General features: G+C 52.8%; 13 protein-coding genes. 5 read left to right on the top strand and 8 right to left on the bottom strand.

What is annotated here, in order from left to right; translation table 11 throughout:
• Nucleotides 1-44: 44 nt before the first annotated feature.
• The 7 genes from B1H56_RS10960 to B1H56_RS10995 all read right to left on the bottom strand — a co-directional run bounded on the left by B1H56_RS10960 (nucleotide 45) and on the right by B1H56_RS10995 (nucleotide 10,394).
• Nucleotides 45-1,559, bottom strand: coding sequence for a UDP-glucose--hexose-1-phosphate uridylyltransferase (locus B1H56_RS10960; protein WP_242862021.1), 1,515 nt, complete (start codon nucleotides 1,557-1,559; stop codon nucleotides 45-47).
• A gap of 33 nt (nucleotides 1,560-1,592) precedes the next feature.
• A complete protein-coding gene (locus B1H56_RS10965) occupies nucleotides 1,593-2,864 on the bottom strand; it encodes a galactokinase (protein ID WP_066519677.1) in 1,272 nt (423 codons plus the stop codon).
• 376 nt (nucleotides 2,865-3,240) lie between these two features.
• Nucleotides 3,241-3,879 (bottom strand): ATP-binding cassette domain-containing protein, encoded by a 639-nt coding sequence (locus tag B1H56_RS10970; protein ID WP_066519679.1) that lies wholly within the window; start codon nucleotides 3,877-3,879, stop codon nucleotides 3,241-3,243.
• Between the two features lie 10 nt (nucleotides 3,880-3,889).
• Nucleotides 3,890-5,257, bottom strand: a complete 1,368-nt coding sequence (locus tag B1H56_RS10975) for an ABC transporter permease (RefSeq protein WP_066519680.1) — start codon at nucleotides 5,255-5,257, stop codon at nucleotides 3,890-3,892.
• 4 nt (nucleotides 5,258-5,261) lie between these two features.
• Nucleotides 5,262-6,767 carry an ABC transporter permease gene (locus tag B1H56_RS10980; RefSeq protein ID WP_066519681.1) on the bottom strand — a complete coding sequence of 502 codons (1,506 nt, stop codon included), beginning with the start codon at nucleotides 6,765-6,767 and terminating at the stop codon, nucleotides 5,262-5,264.
• A 286-nt stretch (nucleotides 6,768-7,053) separates the two neighbouring features.
• A complete protein-coding gene (locus tag B1H56_RS10990) occupies nucleotides 7,054-8,208 on the bottom strand; it encodes a cation diffusion facilitator family transporter (RefSeq protein WP_066519690.1) in 1,155 nt (384 codons plus the stop codon).
• Between the two features lie 716 nt (nucleotides 8,209-8,924).
• Nucleotides 8,925-10,394 (bottom strand): AcpB/EbpR/MafR family transcriptional regulator, encoded by a 1,470-nt coding sequence (locus B1H56_RS10995; protein WP_162938998.1) that lies wholly within the window; start codon nucleotides 10,392-10,394, stop codon nucleotides 8,925-8,927.
• Nucleotides 10,395-10,669: 275 nt separating this feature from the next.
• On the opposite strand from B1H56_RS10995, the gene B1H56_RS11000 reads away from it, so the two are divergent.
• The 4 genes from B1H56_RS11000 to B1H56_RS11015 all read left to right on the top strand — a co-directional run bounded on the left by B1H56_RS11000 (nucleotide 10,670) and on the right by B1H56_RS11015 (nucleotide 14,243).
• On the top strand, nucleotides 10,670-11,785 hold the full coding sequence (locus B1H56_RS11000) for a M20/M25/M40 family metallo-hydrolase (protein WP_066519697.1): 1,116 nt from the start codon (nucleotides 10,670-10,672) through the stop codon (nucleotides 11,783-11,785).
• A 25-nt stretch (nucleotides 11,786-11,810) separates the two neighbouring features.
• Entirely contained in the window at nucleotides 11,811-12,659 is an 849-nt protein-coding gene (locus B1H56_RS11005) for a YitT family protein (protein WP_066519699.1), read from the top strand.
• Nucleotides 12,656-13,819 carry a hypothetical protein gene (locus B1H56_RS11010; protein ID WP_066519701.1) on the top strand — a complete coding sequence of 388 codons (1,164 nt, stop codon included), beginning with the start codon at nucleotides 12,656-12,658 and terminating at the stop codon, nucleotides 13,817-13,819. Before B1H56_RS11005 ends, B1H56_RS11010 begins: the two co-directional genes overlap by 4 nt.
• A gap of 130 nt (nucleotides 13,820-13,949) precedes the next feature.
• Nucleotides 13,950-14,243, top strand: a complete 294-nt coding sequence (locus B1H56_RS11015; RefSeq protein ID WP_147554689.1) for a hypothetical protein — start codon at nucleotides 13,950-13,952, stop codon at nucleotides 14,241-14,243.
• A 55-nt stretch (nucleotides 14,244-14,298) separates the two neighbouring features.
• Here the strand turns inward: B1H56_RS11015 and B1H56_RS11020 are convergent, their stop codons facing one another.
• Nucleotides 14,299-14,682, bottom strand: coding sequence for a helix-turn-helix domain-containing protein (locus B1H56_RS11020; protein ID WP_066651127.1), 384 nt, complete (start codon nucleotides 14,680-14,682; stop codon nucleotides 14,299-14,301).
• Nucleotides 14,683-14,900: 218 nt separating this feature from the next.
• On the opposite strand from B1H56_RS11020, the gene B1H56_RS11025 reads away from it, so the two are divergent.
• Nucleotides 14,901-15,380, top strand: coding sequence for an SLOG family protein (locus tag B1H56_RS11025; protein WP_066519713.1), 480 nt, complete (start codon nucleotides 14,901-14,903; stop codon nucleotides 15,378-15,380).
• Nucleotides 15,381-15,390 lie beyond the last annotated feature (10 nt).

Raw genomic sequence — 15,390 nt, forward strand, 5'->3', positions numbered from 1 at the left:
TGCACCATTGTAAAAAAACACCGGAATCGGGCGCATAAAGAATGCTATCCCCCCAGCCGGTCTGAAAACCGCTTCGCGGCGGCCGCGCCCTCCGGCGTATCCTTGAACACGCCCGCATCCTCCAAAACCGCTTCAAACACAAGGCCGATCTCAGTTTGCAGGATCTCTCCGACGGTTTCCGCGCTGATCTCCGGATATTTTTCCGCAAAACCGCCGATCCATTCCCGGTGCGCCGCGAGCGGCCCGTTCTTTGAAACAGGTTCCCTGCGCAGCAGCGCCCCGCGGATCAGCTCCATGCTTTCCTTCAGGCGGGGCGGCAGGACCGCGAGGCCCATCGCCTCGATGAGCCCGATGTTTTCCTTTTTGATGTGCTGCTTGTCCGCATGCGGGTGGAAAACGCCCAGCGGATGCTCTTTCGTCGTGATATTGTTGCGCAGGATCAGGTCCAGCTCGAACATTCCGTCCCGAAACCTTGCGACCGGCGTTACCGTATTATGCGGGGCGTTTTCCGTACGGGCATAGATGAAGGCGGATGCGTCCGTATAATCCCGCCATACCGAAAGCACATAGAAGCCTGCTTCTGCAAGCCGCTCCCCATCCCGGCAGCGCAGGCGCAGGGTGTACATCGGCCACTTGATCCTGCATGCGCGCACATCTCCGAATCCTTCGATCTCAACTTCGTCAAGATCCTCCGCGCGCTCGATCGGCAGCTCGTAGCGGCCGCCCTGGAAATGATCGTGCGTCAGGATCGACCCGCCCACGATCGGCAGGTCCGCGTTCGACCCGATGAAGTAATGCGGGAATTGCCTTACAAAATCGATCAGCCTGTAGAAGGTGCGTTCCGTAAGCTTCATCGGTACATGTTCCTTTTTCAGTATGATGCAGTGTTCCCGGTAATAGGAATAAGGGGAATACTGGAAAAACCACTCCTCCCCGTCAAGAGCAATGGGAATGATCCTGTGGTTCTGCCGCGCGGGATAGCCGGCGCGCCCCGCGTAGCCTTCGTTTTCCGGGCACAGCAGGCATTTCGGGTAGCCCGCCTGCGCCTTGTTTTTGGCCGCCGCGATGGCCTTGGGATCCTTTTCCGGCTTGGAAAGGTTGATCGTAATGTCAAGCTCCCCGTATTTCGTCGGCGTCTTCCACTTGATATCCTTTGCGATGCGGTCGCGGCGGATATAATTCGTGGCCTCGCTGAAACGGTAGAAATAGTTCGTGGCCCGCTCGGGGGATTTATGGTATTCCTCCCAAAAACGCCCGGTCACTTCAGACGGCCGCGGCGTAAGCGCGCCCATCAGCTCCGTATCGAAGCGGTCGCGGCACGCGCCCGTATTCTCGCCAATCAGTCCTTTTTCATACGCAAAACCGCATAGCCCGCCCAGCGTTTGCGTGAGAAATTCCTCTTCCGGCACGCAGGGCTCCTCCGGGCCGTCCAGCTCAAGCAGGGTGTACAGCCTGTTTCGTGTATATACAATATCTTCCCGGCCGATGAGTCCGTTATGCATCCCGTATTGCACAAGGGCCTCGACCCGCCTGTAAGCCATACCTTCTTTTTGTTCCATTCCGCTGTCCTTCCGTCCGGATATACGCCATCGCTATAAAACCCGGATTCCTCCTTCATTTCTGACCTCGAGCACCTGGCACGCCCCGCCGCCAAACACGCCGTCGAGCGCGCGGCGGTAACGTTCCACATATCCGTTTTCTACAAATGCCTGTATGGTGCCCGCAAAACCGCCGCCATGAACCCGGGCCGCGCCATGTCCGCCGAGCACGCTCTCGCTCACCGCCAGGCCAAGGGATACCTCCTGTCTTTGCGGCTCGCGCACCGTATATACATTTTGCAGGTATTGAAACGACGAGCCGCCCGATTCCCCCACCATCCGCAGGAACGTCTTAAAATCCCCCTGTGTAAGCGCCGCGGCCTGCCGTTCTACCCGCTTTTCCTCGTTGAAAAAATGGATCGCGCGCAGGACCGGACGGTCGCCGAGGCGCGCGCGCAGCGCCGGGATATTTCGATAAAACGCCGCTTCATCCACCTGCCTCAGCACCTTCTTCCCAAAAAACGCCGCCACGCTCTCCATTTCCGACCGGAGCGCCGCGTAATCCGCCGTCAGGCTGCCGTGCGAGCCTTTCGTATCGACGATGCAAAGGCTGTACCCGAAATCCCTGAAATCTACCGGAAGCTTCCTCACCGCCGGGGCTTCCGGATGTTCAAAATCAATGAATACAAGGCCGCCTGCGGCGCACGCCGTCTGGTCCATCAGGCCGCACGGCTTTCCGAAAAAGACATTTTCCGCATACTGGCCCGCCTTCGCGATCTCAAGCGGGGCAATCCCCATGCCGTTGAACAACCCGGAGATTACCGTCCCCAGCAGCACCTCAAACGCCGCCGAAGAGGAAAGCCCCGCGCCGATCAGCACGTCGCTGGTGATATAGGCGTTAAAGCCTCCGACCCGGTATCCCTTTTCTCTCAGGCCAAACGCCGTTCCCCGGATGATGGCGGCGGAGGTGTCCGCCTCGCTGTCCTTTTTCTCCAGGCCGCCCACGTCTACCTCGATCATTTCATATCCTTCCGATACAACCCTGATCTTGTTTTCCCCATGATATCCCACGACGGCAACCGCGTCCGTGTTGACGGCCGCCGCCAGTACCATGCCCTGCTGGTGGTCGGTGTGGTTGCCGCTCACCTCGCTTCTTCCCGGCGCGCTGTATACCCCGGCCTCTGCCCGGCCGAAAAGCGCTTCATACCGCTCCACCGCCCGGCGGTACCGCAGCCGCGCCGTTTCGGTCTCCGGATACAGCCTCCGGAGCGTTCCGTCGTGCGCCCCGCTTTCCAGTTCCCCTGCCAGCAAAACCGTGTCTTTCATTCCATTCCACCTTTACGTTTCCTTATGCGGCCCGGCGCAGTCCCAAGCCGCCCCGTTTGTCGTCTCACAACATTTTATATTACTTCATGGATGCTTGTACAGTATTATAGCGTCCCTCGCGCCGCGAAACGGTAAAGATTTTATCCGTTTTCCCTCTTTTTTTATCCCTTTCCGCTCCCGCGGTAATTTTCTGCCTTTGCGGTTTTATTTATACTTCGTTTCCATTGATGATGGGATACTGTAAAAATCAAAGCAGGGGAGAAAAGCGGCTTATGAACAAAATTCTGATCGTGGACGACAGCAGAAAAATAAAGGCCGAAGGGCCGGGCCGCGTGCCTGCGGTTTCCGGAAAGGAGCGTTCACCGTTCGCGGGATATCAGGCGTTGCTCTGCTCCCTGATCTTTCCGCCCTTCAGCTCGAACACCACGTCCGCCTCGTTTGCGACTTCCCTTGAGTGGGAGACGATAACGACGCACCTATTATAGCTTTTTGCCGCGTCCTTCAAAACCGCCGTGATCTCCCCTGCGGTTTCTTCATCCAAATTGCCCGTCGGCTCGTCGGCAAGGATCACCGGGTTTTGGGACGCGAGGGCGCGGGCGATCGCCACGCGCTGCTGCTCGCCGCCCGACAGCTTCAGCACGTTCCGTTTGGCTTCCTCCTCTTGCAGGCCAAGCTTCCCGAGCACCGGCATGGGCGCTTCTTTTGCCGTCAGGAGAACGTTTTCCACGGGTGTCATATAGTCGATCAGGTTATAATTCTGGAACACAAAGGCCACTTTCTCCCGCCGCAAACGTTCCAGGCCGATCTCCTGCACGTCGCGGCCGTCAAACAGGATATGGCCGGCTTTAGGTACGTCCAGCCCGCCCAGGAGGGATAAAAGCGTCGTTTTTCCGCACCCCGACGGTCCGAAGATCACATACATCATGCCCCGGTCAAGGCGGAGATCGATCCCGTCCAGCACGGGATGGCTCTTGGAATAATAGTACGTCACTCCTTTGGTTTCGATCATGCTCATTCGTTTCCCCTCACTCCATAATCGTCAGCAGGTCCTTCGGTCTTTTCCGGAGGATCACCAGAAAGCCAAGCCCCTCGGAAACCACGACAAGGGAAATACCGACCGCGCACGCGGCGGCAACCGCTTCAGCCGAAGGCCGCACGGTAAATTCGGCGGCTTTCCCGGCCTCGTCCAGGCCGGCCGGCTCCATGTCCCACGGCTCATGTTCCCTTTCGGCGGGTTCCTCCCGCACCTCTGTGAGCGTACTGCGGTAAAGCATCCCGCCCACACGCTCCGAAACGGGTACGGACACGCCCCAGGCGGCCGCAAACGCGATCAGGAAGATAAGCGTGCATTCGGCCAGGTGCTGGAAGAAAATCCCGCTTTTTCGTATCCCTACGGACATCAGCACTCCGGCCTCGTGCACGCGGTCCCGCGTCCACATGACAAGCAGCAGGGATATCAGGACCATACCGGTGATGGCAATAACAGCGACCATCATAAACGTCATGCCGCCCAGCCGGGTAAGCGGTGCCATAGCCTTTTGATAGGCCGCGTTGCTTTTCGTCAGCTCGTATGAATCCCAGTCGATCCCCGGCAATTGCAGTACGTCCGCCGCAATCGCGTCCAGTTCCTTCGGATCGTTTACAAAAAACGAGGCTCCCGCATGATACCGGTCTCCGTCGCCGCCGCTCATCGCGGCGGCGATCTCGCGCCCGGATTCCTCATCGATAAAAATAAAATTCGCAGGGAGGTCGCATTCCGCTGTCATCACCCCCGCTTGCTTTGCGTTTGTTTCCCCGAAAATGCCCGCGATCTCGAATCCGTATTCCGTTCCCAGCGCGCCGCTTCCCGGGGCGGCGTCTTCCGTAATGGAAGCCAAAACCGTATCGCCAAGCTCAAGCCCGTTCATTTCCGCGAACTCCCGGGAGACCACCGCTTTGCGGTGGTCTCCCGGGGCAATGTGCCTTCCTTCCTCCAGCGAAAGAATATCCAGGATAAAATATTCGTGGAGGCTGCTGTCCGTATTGCCCAGGAAGCGCGCAAGGCTCGCCTTGCTGTCGTTTTCCGCAGTAAAGCGGGCCGGCTTCAGCCGGGAGGATGTGGCCAGGTACAGCGTATCCATCGAGTTATGGCCCTTGATCCCTTCCCGTCCAAGGACCGCATCAACGAGGGCGCCGTCCACAAACTGCGGGACGCCGTCCGTCGTGTACCGGCTTGTTATCTTGAAATATCCGCCGATGGATTCCCTGACCCGCGCGGCCGCTCCTTCCGCGGCGTTATAGATCACCATGCCGGTCAGAATCAGCAGCGAGATCACAAAAAACAGAAGCAACAGCAGGATCGTTTTGCCCGGCTTCCGCCTGATATACAAAAGTGCCCGTTTCACCGTCGGCATCGTATCACCTTCTTCCCAGTATTTCTCGCGGCTTCAGCCGCGTGACCAAGCGCGAGGAAAGCAGGACTGCAACGCCAACAATGCCCAGCAGGATCAGGAAGACCGCCAAAAATTCTCCGGGCGCAATGCCGTAGCTCAACGCGATAGGCTCCCCCGCTGTTTTGAAAACCTGTATTTTGCTTGTACCCGGTTCGATGGAAACGCTGAACGGCTGCGCACCTCCGGAAGGCCCGACGGCCCTTGCGGCCGCGTTGCCAAGCGCGGCGGTGAGCGGGCCTGCCGCAAGCCCCGCGATCAGGAAGGCGGCCAGCGCGACCAGCGCGCATTCCAGCAGCAATTGCAGCCGGATCATTTTTGCGGTAACGCCCACAGACAGCAGAATCCCAATCTCGTGCCTGCGTCCGCGAATCCACATGGCGCTCAGGATCGACAGAATCGCAAGGCAGCCGAAACCCACGATGAAAACCAGCCCGCCCGAAAGGTCCGCCATCGTCTGAATCGGGCCGGCAGAGGTCTGATAGTCGTCGTCTTTGCGTTCGACTGTAAAATAGTCCCAGTCGACGATATCCATTGCCTGGACTTGCTCCATAACGGATTCCAGCTGGGCAGGGTCTTCCACATAGAACACCGCGCCGTTATAGAGCGGCTCTTCGTCCACGACGGGTTGGCCTCCATAGTGCTTTTTATATTCGGCCATCCCCCACCGCCGCACTCCCGGGTCCGTAAAAATACAGTTCGCCAGGATGTCGGGTTCCGCAGTCCACCGCGACATATCCTGCTCAAAATTCACGTGGAACAATCCGACGATCTCCACCTCATACGGGCTGCTGTACCGTTCTCCCGTCACAAAATCAAACTGCCGTCCGGTGACCGTATCGCCGAGGGAAAGTCCGTTCCGTTCCGCCAGCTCGTCCGATATGACCGCTTCCCGCCGGTCTCCGCTGCGGATGTGCCGCCCGGATACAAGCTCGAGCGCGCCGTTCATGAAGAATGGATGCCACTCGCTGTCGTCCACGCCCAGGAAATTATTGGATTTTGCGTTCGATTCGTCCGACAGGAGGCCGTTTTCTATGCCGTCCGCCTGGGGTTCCGCTTCCCCCTCCTGCGCAAGCCGCTGTTCCCAGCCCTGCGAATAGCCGCCCGGGACCACGTTGAGCCCGGTGTACAGCGTTTCCGTGCCTTCACCGCCAAAGCAGCCCTTTACGCCGTCCAGCGCAAGGACCCGGTCCACGCCGTCTTTGGTAAGAAGTTTTACTTTCGGCCTGCGGACCAGCTCTCCCTTGTCGTTCGTATACAAAGCAAATACCTTTTCGCCTGCCACGGGAAGTCCTTCGACCGCAAACCCTGTCGTCATGCTCTTGCGGACATCCCCGGCCGCCTCCTGCGCCCGCGCACGGATGGAAAGCCCGGCCAGCATCAAAAGCGACATGGCGGTCAGGATCAAAAGAAGAATCAAATTCCTGGAATATTTTCGCGTTATATAGAGAAATGCACGTTTTAGGACACTCATGGGGAACACACCTCCAGAAACCGGAGTGGAAAGCTGACTTGTTTAGTATTCATTATAGGATAATTATTGTGCCCTTTCAACCATTTTTCCGGCGGATTGCGGCGCACAGCGGCATCGGGCCTGCAAGCGTGTTTCCCGGCGGCAGCCGAAAAAGCGCCGTAAGGCGGAGCCGGAATGGACGCAGCCAAAAAAAATGCGGGCTGCCGCATTGCATTATATCCGCGGCAAATAAAAACGGCTGCGCCTTTACGCGAAGCCTTTGCCGCAGGAACGGCTTGTGCAGAGATCAGGCATAATCCAAATCAACATTGATATCAAAAGTAAAACCGGGATAGGATTCTGAAAGCTTTCTAATCAGTTTATTCCGAAATTCCATAAAATCATGTACGCCGAAATCCACAATAATGTCAAAGCGGATCAGCTTATTGTTTTTATCATAATTGAATGCGTGGATACTTATTGCGCCTTCTGTGCCTTTTACGATTGCCGTTACCTGATCGCGCGCCGAAATAACGTCATCATCGTACGTGTTGACCGAGTATAACCCGAATGTAAAATAGATGTGGTGCTTTTGGTACACTTTCCGCTGGGCTTGTTCCATTGCCATGTAGGCCTGCTCGACGGTGGTGTAATCCGGCATTTCCAAATTCAACGTACCAAGCTGCGTTGCGGGACCGTAATTGTGGATAATCATATCATATGCGCCCCTGATCGGCTCGATACCGAGAATATCCGCCTTCACCTCATCGACAACCTTTTTGTCGGCCCGGCTTCCAATGATGCTGTTTACCGTATCTTTTATCAGGCTGATTCCGTTAAACATAATGAAAAGCGACATTGCAACGCCCGCATACCCATCGATTACGATACCGGTGGCCATAGTGATAACGGCCGTGATAATTGTAAGCGTGGAAACCAGCGCGTCCATCCTGGCATCGGTGCCGGAGGCCACCAGCGCGCCGGATTTTGACCGCAGCCCAAATTCCTTATCGAGTCTTCCCAATATAAGTTTACCCACGACAAAAACACCCAGCAAAACAAGCTGCAACACGGAAAAATCGACCGGCTCAGGGTCTGCTATCCTTCCAACGGAGGTCTGGAAAAACTCGACGCCTGTTATCAGAACGATTGCCGCAACGATCAGGCCGGAGATATATTCGATACGTCCATAACCGAGCGGGTGTTTTCGATCCGCAGGCTTTTGGGATAATTTCAATCCGGCAAGCGTGATAATGGAGGAGGAAGCGTCGGTCAGGTTGTTGACGGCGTCGGACGTGATCGCTATTGAGTTTGCGGCAGTACCGATCACAAATTTAATTGCCGCGAACAAAACGTTAGCCAATATGCCGGTCACGCCAGCAATCCTTATCAGTGCCGCCCTCGACTTGATTTTATCATCCCCGTATTTTTTTTCTGTTTTGGTAATGGGGGTTTCAAACATAGGACGCCTCCTGTACTGCCGTTTTTTATTGCTTATATTGGTTTATAAACTATGCAAGAGAGCGGCAAACACAGGGCCGCCCGGTATCGTTTCATAAAAATTTGAGAAAGCTATAAAATTATTTAGCCGAAAAAGAAAAGGCAATGACATTAAATGAAACTTTGGCAAATTTTTAATTGACCGTGCGGGGAATGTTGCGGAGCGTTACTCCCCCGCCTATACAGGTGAGATGTTGTCTGAAGATATAGAAGCATTGCTGGAAAAGCAATAGCCGGAGCCACCCGAAACCCCTGTTGCCTAAAAAGGCTCTACGGCGCTTTTTAGGCAGAATCCTACAGATTCCGTATTTGCGCTATAATCCCCATTCCTCCCTGATTTTTGCTTTTACACTTACCGGATAGTGTTTCATCCCTTTTTTCCCTGACATACTAAAAACCTTCTATTGCAGTTATCCTACATCAGGAGGCCCTTTTTCTCAATATTCGTTTTATCGGGTTCTGCCTGGTTTGTACATTAGGGCCTTTTTTGTTCCCTAAAAGGCAGATGGGTTTTATTGCAATTAATTTATCGGGGGTTCCTGCGATCCGCGCAGAAACCGATATATTAAAAATACTTCCGGGCAATAAGCCTGCGGCTGCTCTGCCGCAAATGCGGAGGTGTTAAAATGCAAGCTATACATTTCCTGCCGTATTCAAACGGGGAAGCCCCCGCCCGGGTCAGGCCGGGCCTTGGGCTTTCATGATCTTTTGACGGTAAATCCGTTCTTCGGCCAGCAAAACGTTCCGCCAGTCGCGGGAGGTAGGATATTCCTGGATACAAACCGTTTCACGGCAGGGGGTATCCAGTTCTGGAATATCCGTGACCAGCAGGTCTATTCCTTTGCATAGCATAGAAACCGGATTCATATCTTCAAGCTCCGGGATCATGATTTGCAAGCTGACCTTGGAGTATTGCCGGATAATATCTGCGATCATCTGAGCATGTTCGATATCCGAATCGAAAAGCAGTCCGATGGTGATGCCCGGGGCCTCTTTTTTCAACTTTTCTATGAGGCTTGGCCAGTGTGTGACCAACAGGTAAAATATTTCATACATTGCGCTGGAGCTCGCCTGCCCCAAAACCGTTTCGATATTTTTCCGTATAATGGGGGCAATTGCTCCGTGGCTGCGCATAAATCCTTCGGTGAATACCTTTTCCTTGCAGTAAAGGATATGCGTCGGCTGGTCTGCAAACTGCGTGATGTTAAAAAGATCCAGCCGGAGGGGCGCAGTATCCTTGCTGGAAATTTCCAGGGATTTCGCTACCCGGCCAATCAGCTCATCAATCCCCGCAAGCAGCAGCCTGTGAACGGAAGATGCGGCTGCGATTGCCTGCATATGGCCATAATTTTTAGCAAAGCCCTTTCTTAAAAACAGGCGGAACAGCTCAAAAAGCAATTCATTCGTAAGGGGAACACCAAACACGGAATAGAATTTTTCGCACAGCGCGGCGTTTTCTATAAGTTTGCTTTGGAAATAAGCCGCCTCTTCTTTGGCATAATTCGTATGATGGCCGTGCTTAATACGGCCAAGGCGCACATAGACCCAGATGGTTATTCTGATAAGGTCAGGGTAATTCAGCTTCATGCCGATTTCCTCTGTCATTCCGGCGCATAATTCAACCAGCGTCTCCCGTTCCCGCGCTGTTATGAGACTGCCGCCGTCATAGGACAATTCGGAAAACAAACCGATATAAAGCTGCGAAATGCGGCTTTCATCGCCTTCCACACGGAACGGCGCGCTATGGATATGCATATCGCGGCTTTGCAGGGCATGGTTCATGGCGCCGATCATCCTGCGGAGTGTGGAAACACCGATAAAAAGGTCTTCGGCAATTTCTTCCTGTGTTTTTCCCTCGTTAAAAAACAAGTAAGATATCAGCTGGTATTCCCTGCTTTGCCTGAGCAGAAGGGAATATGCCTCGCGGATCGAGCTGCCCGGGGGAATTTCAAGGGTAACGCCTTCCGCGCCGGTTACCACCTGTATAGGCCACAGGTAAGCGTTCATTTGCTTGATATCGGCGGAGAGCGTACGGATCGGATAGTTTGTCTCTTCGCTGATCCGGCTCAAGGCGACAGGTCCGCAATTCATCAGCAGTTCCAAAAATTCCAATTGCCGCAGGTCTCGCTTGGATAATACAGAACGCATGCCGGCTCCCCTCTTTTCTGTCATTTTGCTGTTTGAATTCCTTCCTTCTATATATAATGCCATGCTCCATCCGTTAAACTTCCTCATATTCTATGGCGGCCGCCGAAACTTTTTGCCGGCGCGCCTAAAGGCTACCCATCTTTTTTTATTTGAAACAGTCATTTTTTGCATCTCCCCATGACATTGGTGAACTGGCGGAAGGGCCGGTATGTGCCCATAATAGGAATATAAAAAAGACAAAAACACTAAAAATACTTGACAGGGAGAGGTTGATAATGAACAAAAAGAGATTGTTGGATACATTTATGGAACTGGTGAAAGTGGGGTCGGAATCGGGAAAGGAAAAAGAGTTTCAGGGATTCCTCAAGAAGAAATGCGAACAATTGGGGATGTTGGCTTATGAAGACCACACGGGCAAGAAGACAGGCCTTAGCGCCGGAAACCTGATCTGCGCGCTGGAGGCTACGGCCGATATGCAGCCGCTGATGTTTTGCTGCCACAGCGATACGGTGAAGCCGGGATCCGGAATCGAACCGGTGGCGGCCGACGGTATCGTCCGGTCCGCCGGAGATACTATATTGGCAGCCGACGATAAGGCGGGCGTCGCAGTCCTGCTGGAGCTGGCGGAAACCCTGCGGGAAAGCGGCGCCGCACATGACAGGATCGAGTTTGTATTTACCGTAGGGGAAGAGATCGGCCTGCTGGGCGCTAACGCGATGGACATGAACGGGTTTGAATCCAAGCATTGCTATGTGCTCGACAGCGCCGGGCCGGTAGGTGGGATCATCCTTTCCAGCCCAACGATGTATACGATCGACGCCGTATTCAAGGGCAGGGCGGCGCACGCGGGCGTCGAGCCGGAAAAGGGCGTATCCGCTATCGAAATGGCGGCCCGGGCCATCACAAAAATGGAGCTGGGGCGGCTTGACGACATTACCACCGCAAACATCGGAACGATCAGCGGAGGCACGGCGACCAACATCGTCGCGGACGAGGCCAAAATAACTGCGGAAGTGCGCTCCGTCTGTGATGAATACAGCCGCGAAGTGCTGCACAATATGCTTGATGTGATGGACGAGGCCGCCCGCGAGATGGGCGGCACAGTGGAATGCCAATACCGTAAGCGTTCGCAGGGATATTCCCTTGAACAATCCACCGCAGTTGTAACGCTGGCGGCCCGGGCATTCCAGGCAGTGGGCCGAACGCCGGATTGCCAGGCAAGCGGCGGGGCGAGCGACGCAAATGTTTTCAATGCCAGCGGCATAGAGACTGCAAACCTCGCGGTCGGCTATGAAAACATTCACACAATCGATGAATACATTCCCATTGCGGAACTGGAGAAGGCTGCTGATGTGGCATATTACCTCGCCACAAATCCTTTGGACGGATAACAGCGGCAAAGAAAGAAGGTGCTGAATGAAAAATATACTGAAACAATTACCGGTCGTCATGATCGCCATTGCAATCATGGCGGCTTCCATCAATATGTTCCTTGCCCCCCACAACATCGCTGCAGGCGGCGTAAGCGGGATTGGGGTGTTGCTGGAATGGGCTGTGGGAATAGACCGGGCGGTTGTCGTCATGGTACTTAATATCGGCATGCTGGTATTGGCCTTCTTTTTTCTGGGCCGGCCGGTATTTATCAAGTCGTTGATCGGCAGCTTGCTTTTGCCTGTAGGGCTGGCGCTCATGCCCGAGATGATGCTCGTGCAGGACCGCATGCTGTCCGTTATATTCGGAAGCATATTATTCGCTATCGCTGTGGCAATCCTGTACCGGCGCGAGTCATCCAGCGGCGGCACGACGATTCCGCCGCTGATTATGAAAAAATATGCCGGGGTTAATACGGCCGTTGGACTGTTGGTCACAGATATGGTCGTTGTGGTATTCAACATATTCGTATTCGGAATGGAATCCTTCCTGTTTGCGGTGCTGTCGCTGATTATCACCTCCGTTGTCATGACCTACATTGAAACGGGCATGAACCGAAAGAAAGCGGTGGTGATTACCAGCAGGAGCGCAACGGAGGACATCCGACGGGACATTTTCGGGGAAGGCGGCCACAACATCAAGACGCTGGGCACAGAAGAGGGAGACAGGGCGCTCGTCGTATTGCTGGACGACAAGGATTATCCTTCGCTGCTGAAACTCGTGGATGAGCGTGACAAATCCGCGCTGGTGGTAGCCTATAACGTTGCGGAAGCACACGGCATAGGCGGGGAACGGAGTCCTCTCGATAACGAAGAAAGGAAAGGAAACATATGAATCCCGTATTGGCATTTACAATCATCATGCTCGTCTGGGCATTTAGTGAATTTGTGGCAAAAAAGACCAAGTCTCTGATATCGTCGCTGCTCGTTGCGTCCATCATATTCCTGGCCGGGTTCAAGACAAACCTTTTTCCGCAGGATATGCTGGAATCGTCGTCCCTGCTGACGCTGGGGACCGTCATCGTCGGTTTTGTCATCGTACATCTGGGGACGACGATCAGCTTTAAGGAACTGAAAAAGCAATGGAAAACATTCCTGATCGGGGTAATTTCCGTCGGCGGAATCGTCGCTTTTTTGTTCATCTTCGGGTCCCTGTTTGAAGACCGAAACTATGTGATCGCGGCAATCAGCGCGATAAGCGGCGGAACGATTTCCGTCGTGCTGGCGCAGGAGGCGGCGGTCGCGGCAGGGCTGATGAGCGTGGCCGTACTGCCGGTGCTCATCGCCGGTTTCCAAGGCATCATCGGATTCCCTATCAGTTCCGTGCTGCTTCGCAAGGAAGCGCAGCGGCTCAAGACAGAGTACCGTGCCGGGCGGCTGCCCGGCGAAAGCGCGGAAGAAAAAAAGGCGACTGAAAAAGGGAAGCTGCCCAAAATATTCCAGGGTACGTCGGGAACGTTGTTTGCGGTAGGCGCGGTTGTCCTTATTGCAACGTTGGTGAGCAACCTAACGGGGGGTATGGTCAACACCTTCATTATCGCGCTGATGCTGGGAATTGTGCTGCGCAGCACGGGTGTGTTCAAGGCCAACGTTCTGAGTGGGATCGACGCGTTCGGCCTGATGATGCTGGCCGTTATGCTCATCATCTTCGGGCCGCTTGCAAGCCTTTCGATGAGCGACCTTGCAGCATTGATTGTTCCGTTGCTGCTGTCTTTCGCAATCGGCGTAGCGGGAAGCATTGTGTTCGCTATCATCTCCGGCAAAATCATGGGCTACAGCGTACCGATGTCCGTATCTATTGGCCTCACCGCGCTTTACGGATTCCCGGGCACAATGATCTTGAGCCAGGAAGCCGCGAAAAGCGTAGGCGAAAACGAGGCGGAAAGAAAGGCAATTGAAGCGGGAATTATGCCCAAGATGGTTATTGCCGGTTTTTCCACGGTCACAATCACGTCCGTTTTTGTCACCAGTATACTGGTCGGCCTGATCGGATAAAAGCAAAAACTAAATTCTCTGCAGTATGGAGGAATAAAAAACGAAGGCTTGTTTGGCTCCCGCTCCGGCAAAATACCGTGCCCAACGGAACCGCCCCGTACTGCTTGCTTCGGTGGGCTCCGGAAAGAATTTGACTGAGGAGACAGCCGTTCCGGCTGTCACAGACGGCATTCCTCGCGGGAAATCCCGCCGCACCGCGATCCCCCGTCTGTTGGGTGCAGGGAAGCAAGCGGGCGAAGTTTTTTACGAAACAAAAAACGGAGCAAAGTTCGCTTTGCTCCGTTTGGCGGAGAAGGAGGGATTTGAACTCGCTCATAGTCATTTCAGCTTGTTTTATTTCATATTATCTTGTCAAAAACTTGTGTCTTTAAGCCATTCTTTGTTTTATCCTGTAACACATGAATTTCCTGTTCGCATTCTCTAAAGGGTAAAATAAAGGGTAGTAAACCGATTGAAAAAGGCCTTTAAAAAAAGGCTTTTCAGCCCTTTTTGTTGTGGTAATCTGAATAAGTAGCAAACAAGGTTTTGATCTTATTTCGATCAACGGTATTAAGAACATCATAAATCATTGTAATATCTTCAGCCTGATATTTTTCCAGTAATAAATGTAAAAGCATTTCAGCCGACTTGTTTCCACTGAAATCGTCTTTAAAGAAATCAGAAAGCGTTAAATCAAAATGTCTGCATAACGCATCTAATTTATCCACACTCGGCAATGACCTCTCATTAACCAAATTGCTAATAAAATTCGCGCCAAAACCTAATATCTGACTCAAAGCAGTTTGATTCTTGATATTGTTCGTTTTTAGTAATTCGCGCACCCTGTTAGCAATAAAATGCTTTAATTCATTACTTCTATCCATAATTCAAGTATAATTTTATAACAAGCAACAATAACACAGCTAACTGATTGAATAAATTGTGTTTGCACACATAATTGTGTGTTATAATTATTTTGTGCTTGATATTAAGTTTACATTATATTATGGCAATAATGGGTTAAAATGCCTTTGCAAAGCTAATTTTAATCTAATATACCAATACTATTATTTGTTTAGTAAGAATTAAGGATCAATGTGTCATGAATGAAAAAAACACAGTTTGCGGGGTATGGGGTAATAGCACAATCCCGCAAGAGAAAACTGGAACTTTCAAGCAACAAATCAAAATGCAACTGTTAAAAAAAATTGAACAGCACTGCAACGATTTTTTTGTTATCTTTACAAATCAAGCAGATATGATTTTTATGGATGTGGCGCTTGAACTGCAAAAAGAATATCAAATCACGATCAGAATATTGCTCCCATTTTTCAAATGGATAGATACATTAAGCGAAAGTGAACGCCAACAACGGGAAAAATACTTGAACTTAATAGATGAACCATGTTGCTTTTGCGCCGATAAAGCATATCACGATATTATGTCTATCTGTTCCTGTTCACTTGTTGATTACTGTGATAATTTGCTGATCATTTGCGACGGGCAGCCAAACGATGCAACAGTCGGCATGATCACACTTGCGGAATTTCTTGACTATAAAACCGAATATATCAGGCTGTAAAATAATGTGC

Origin of the sequence: Christensenella minuta (genome assembly GCF_003628755.1) — a bacterium.
Classification (GTDB): Bacteria; Bacillota; Clostridia; order Christensenellales; family Christensenellaceae; genus Christensenella; species Christensenella minuta.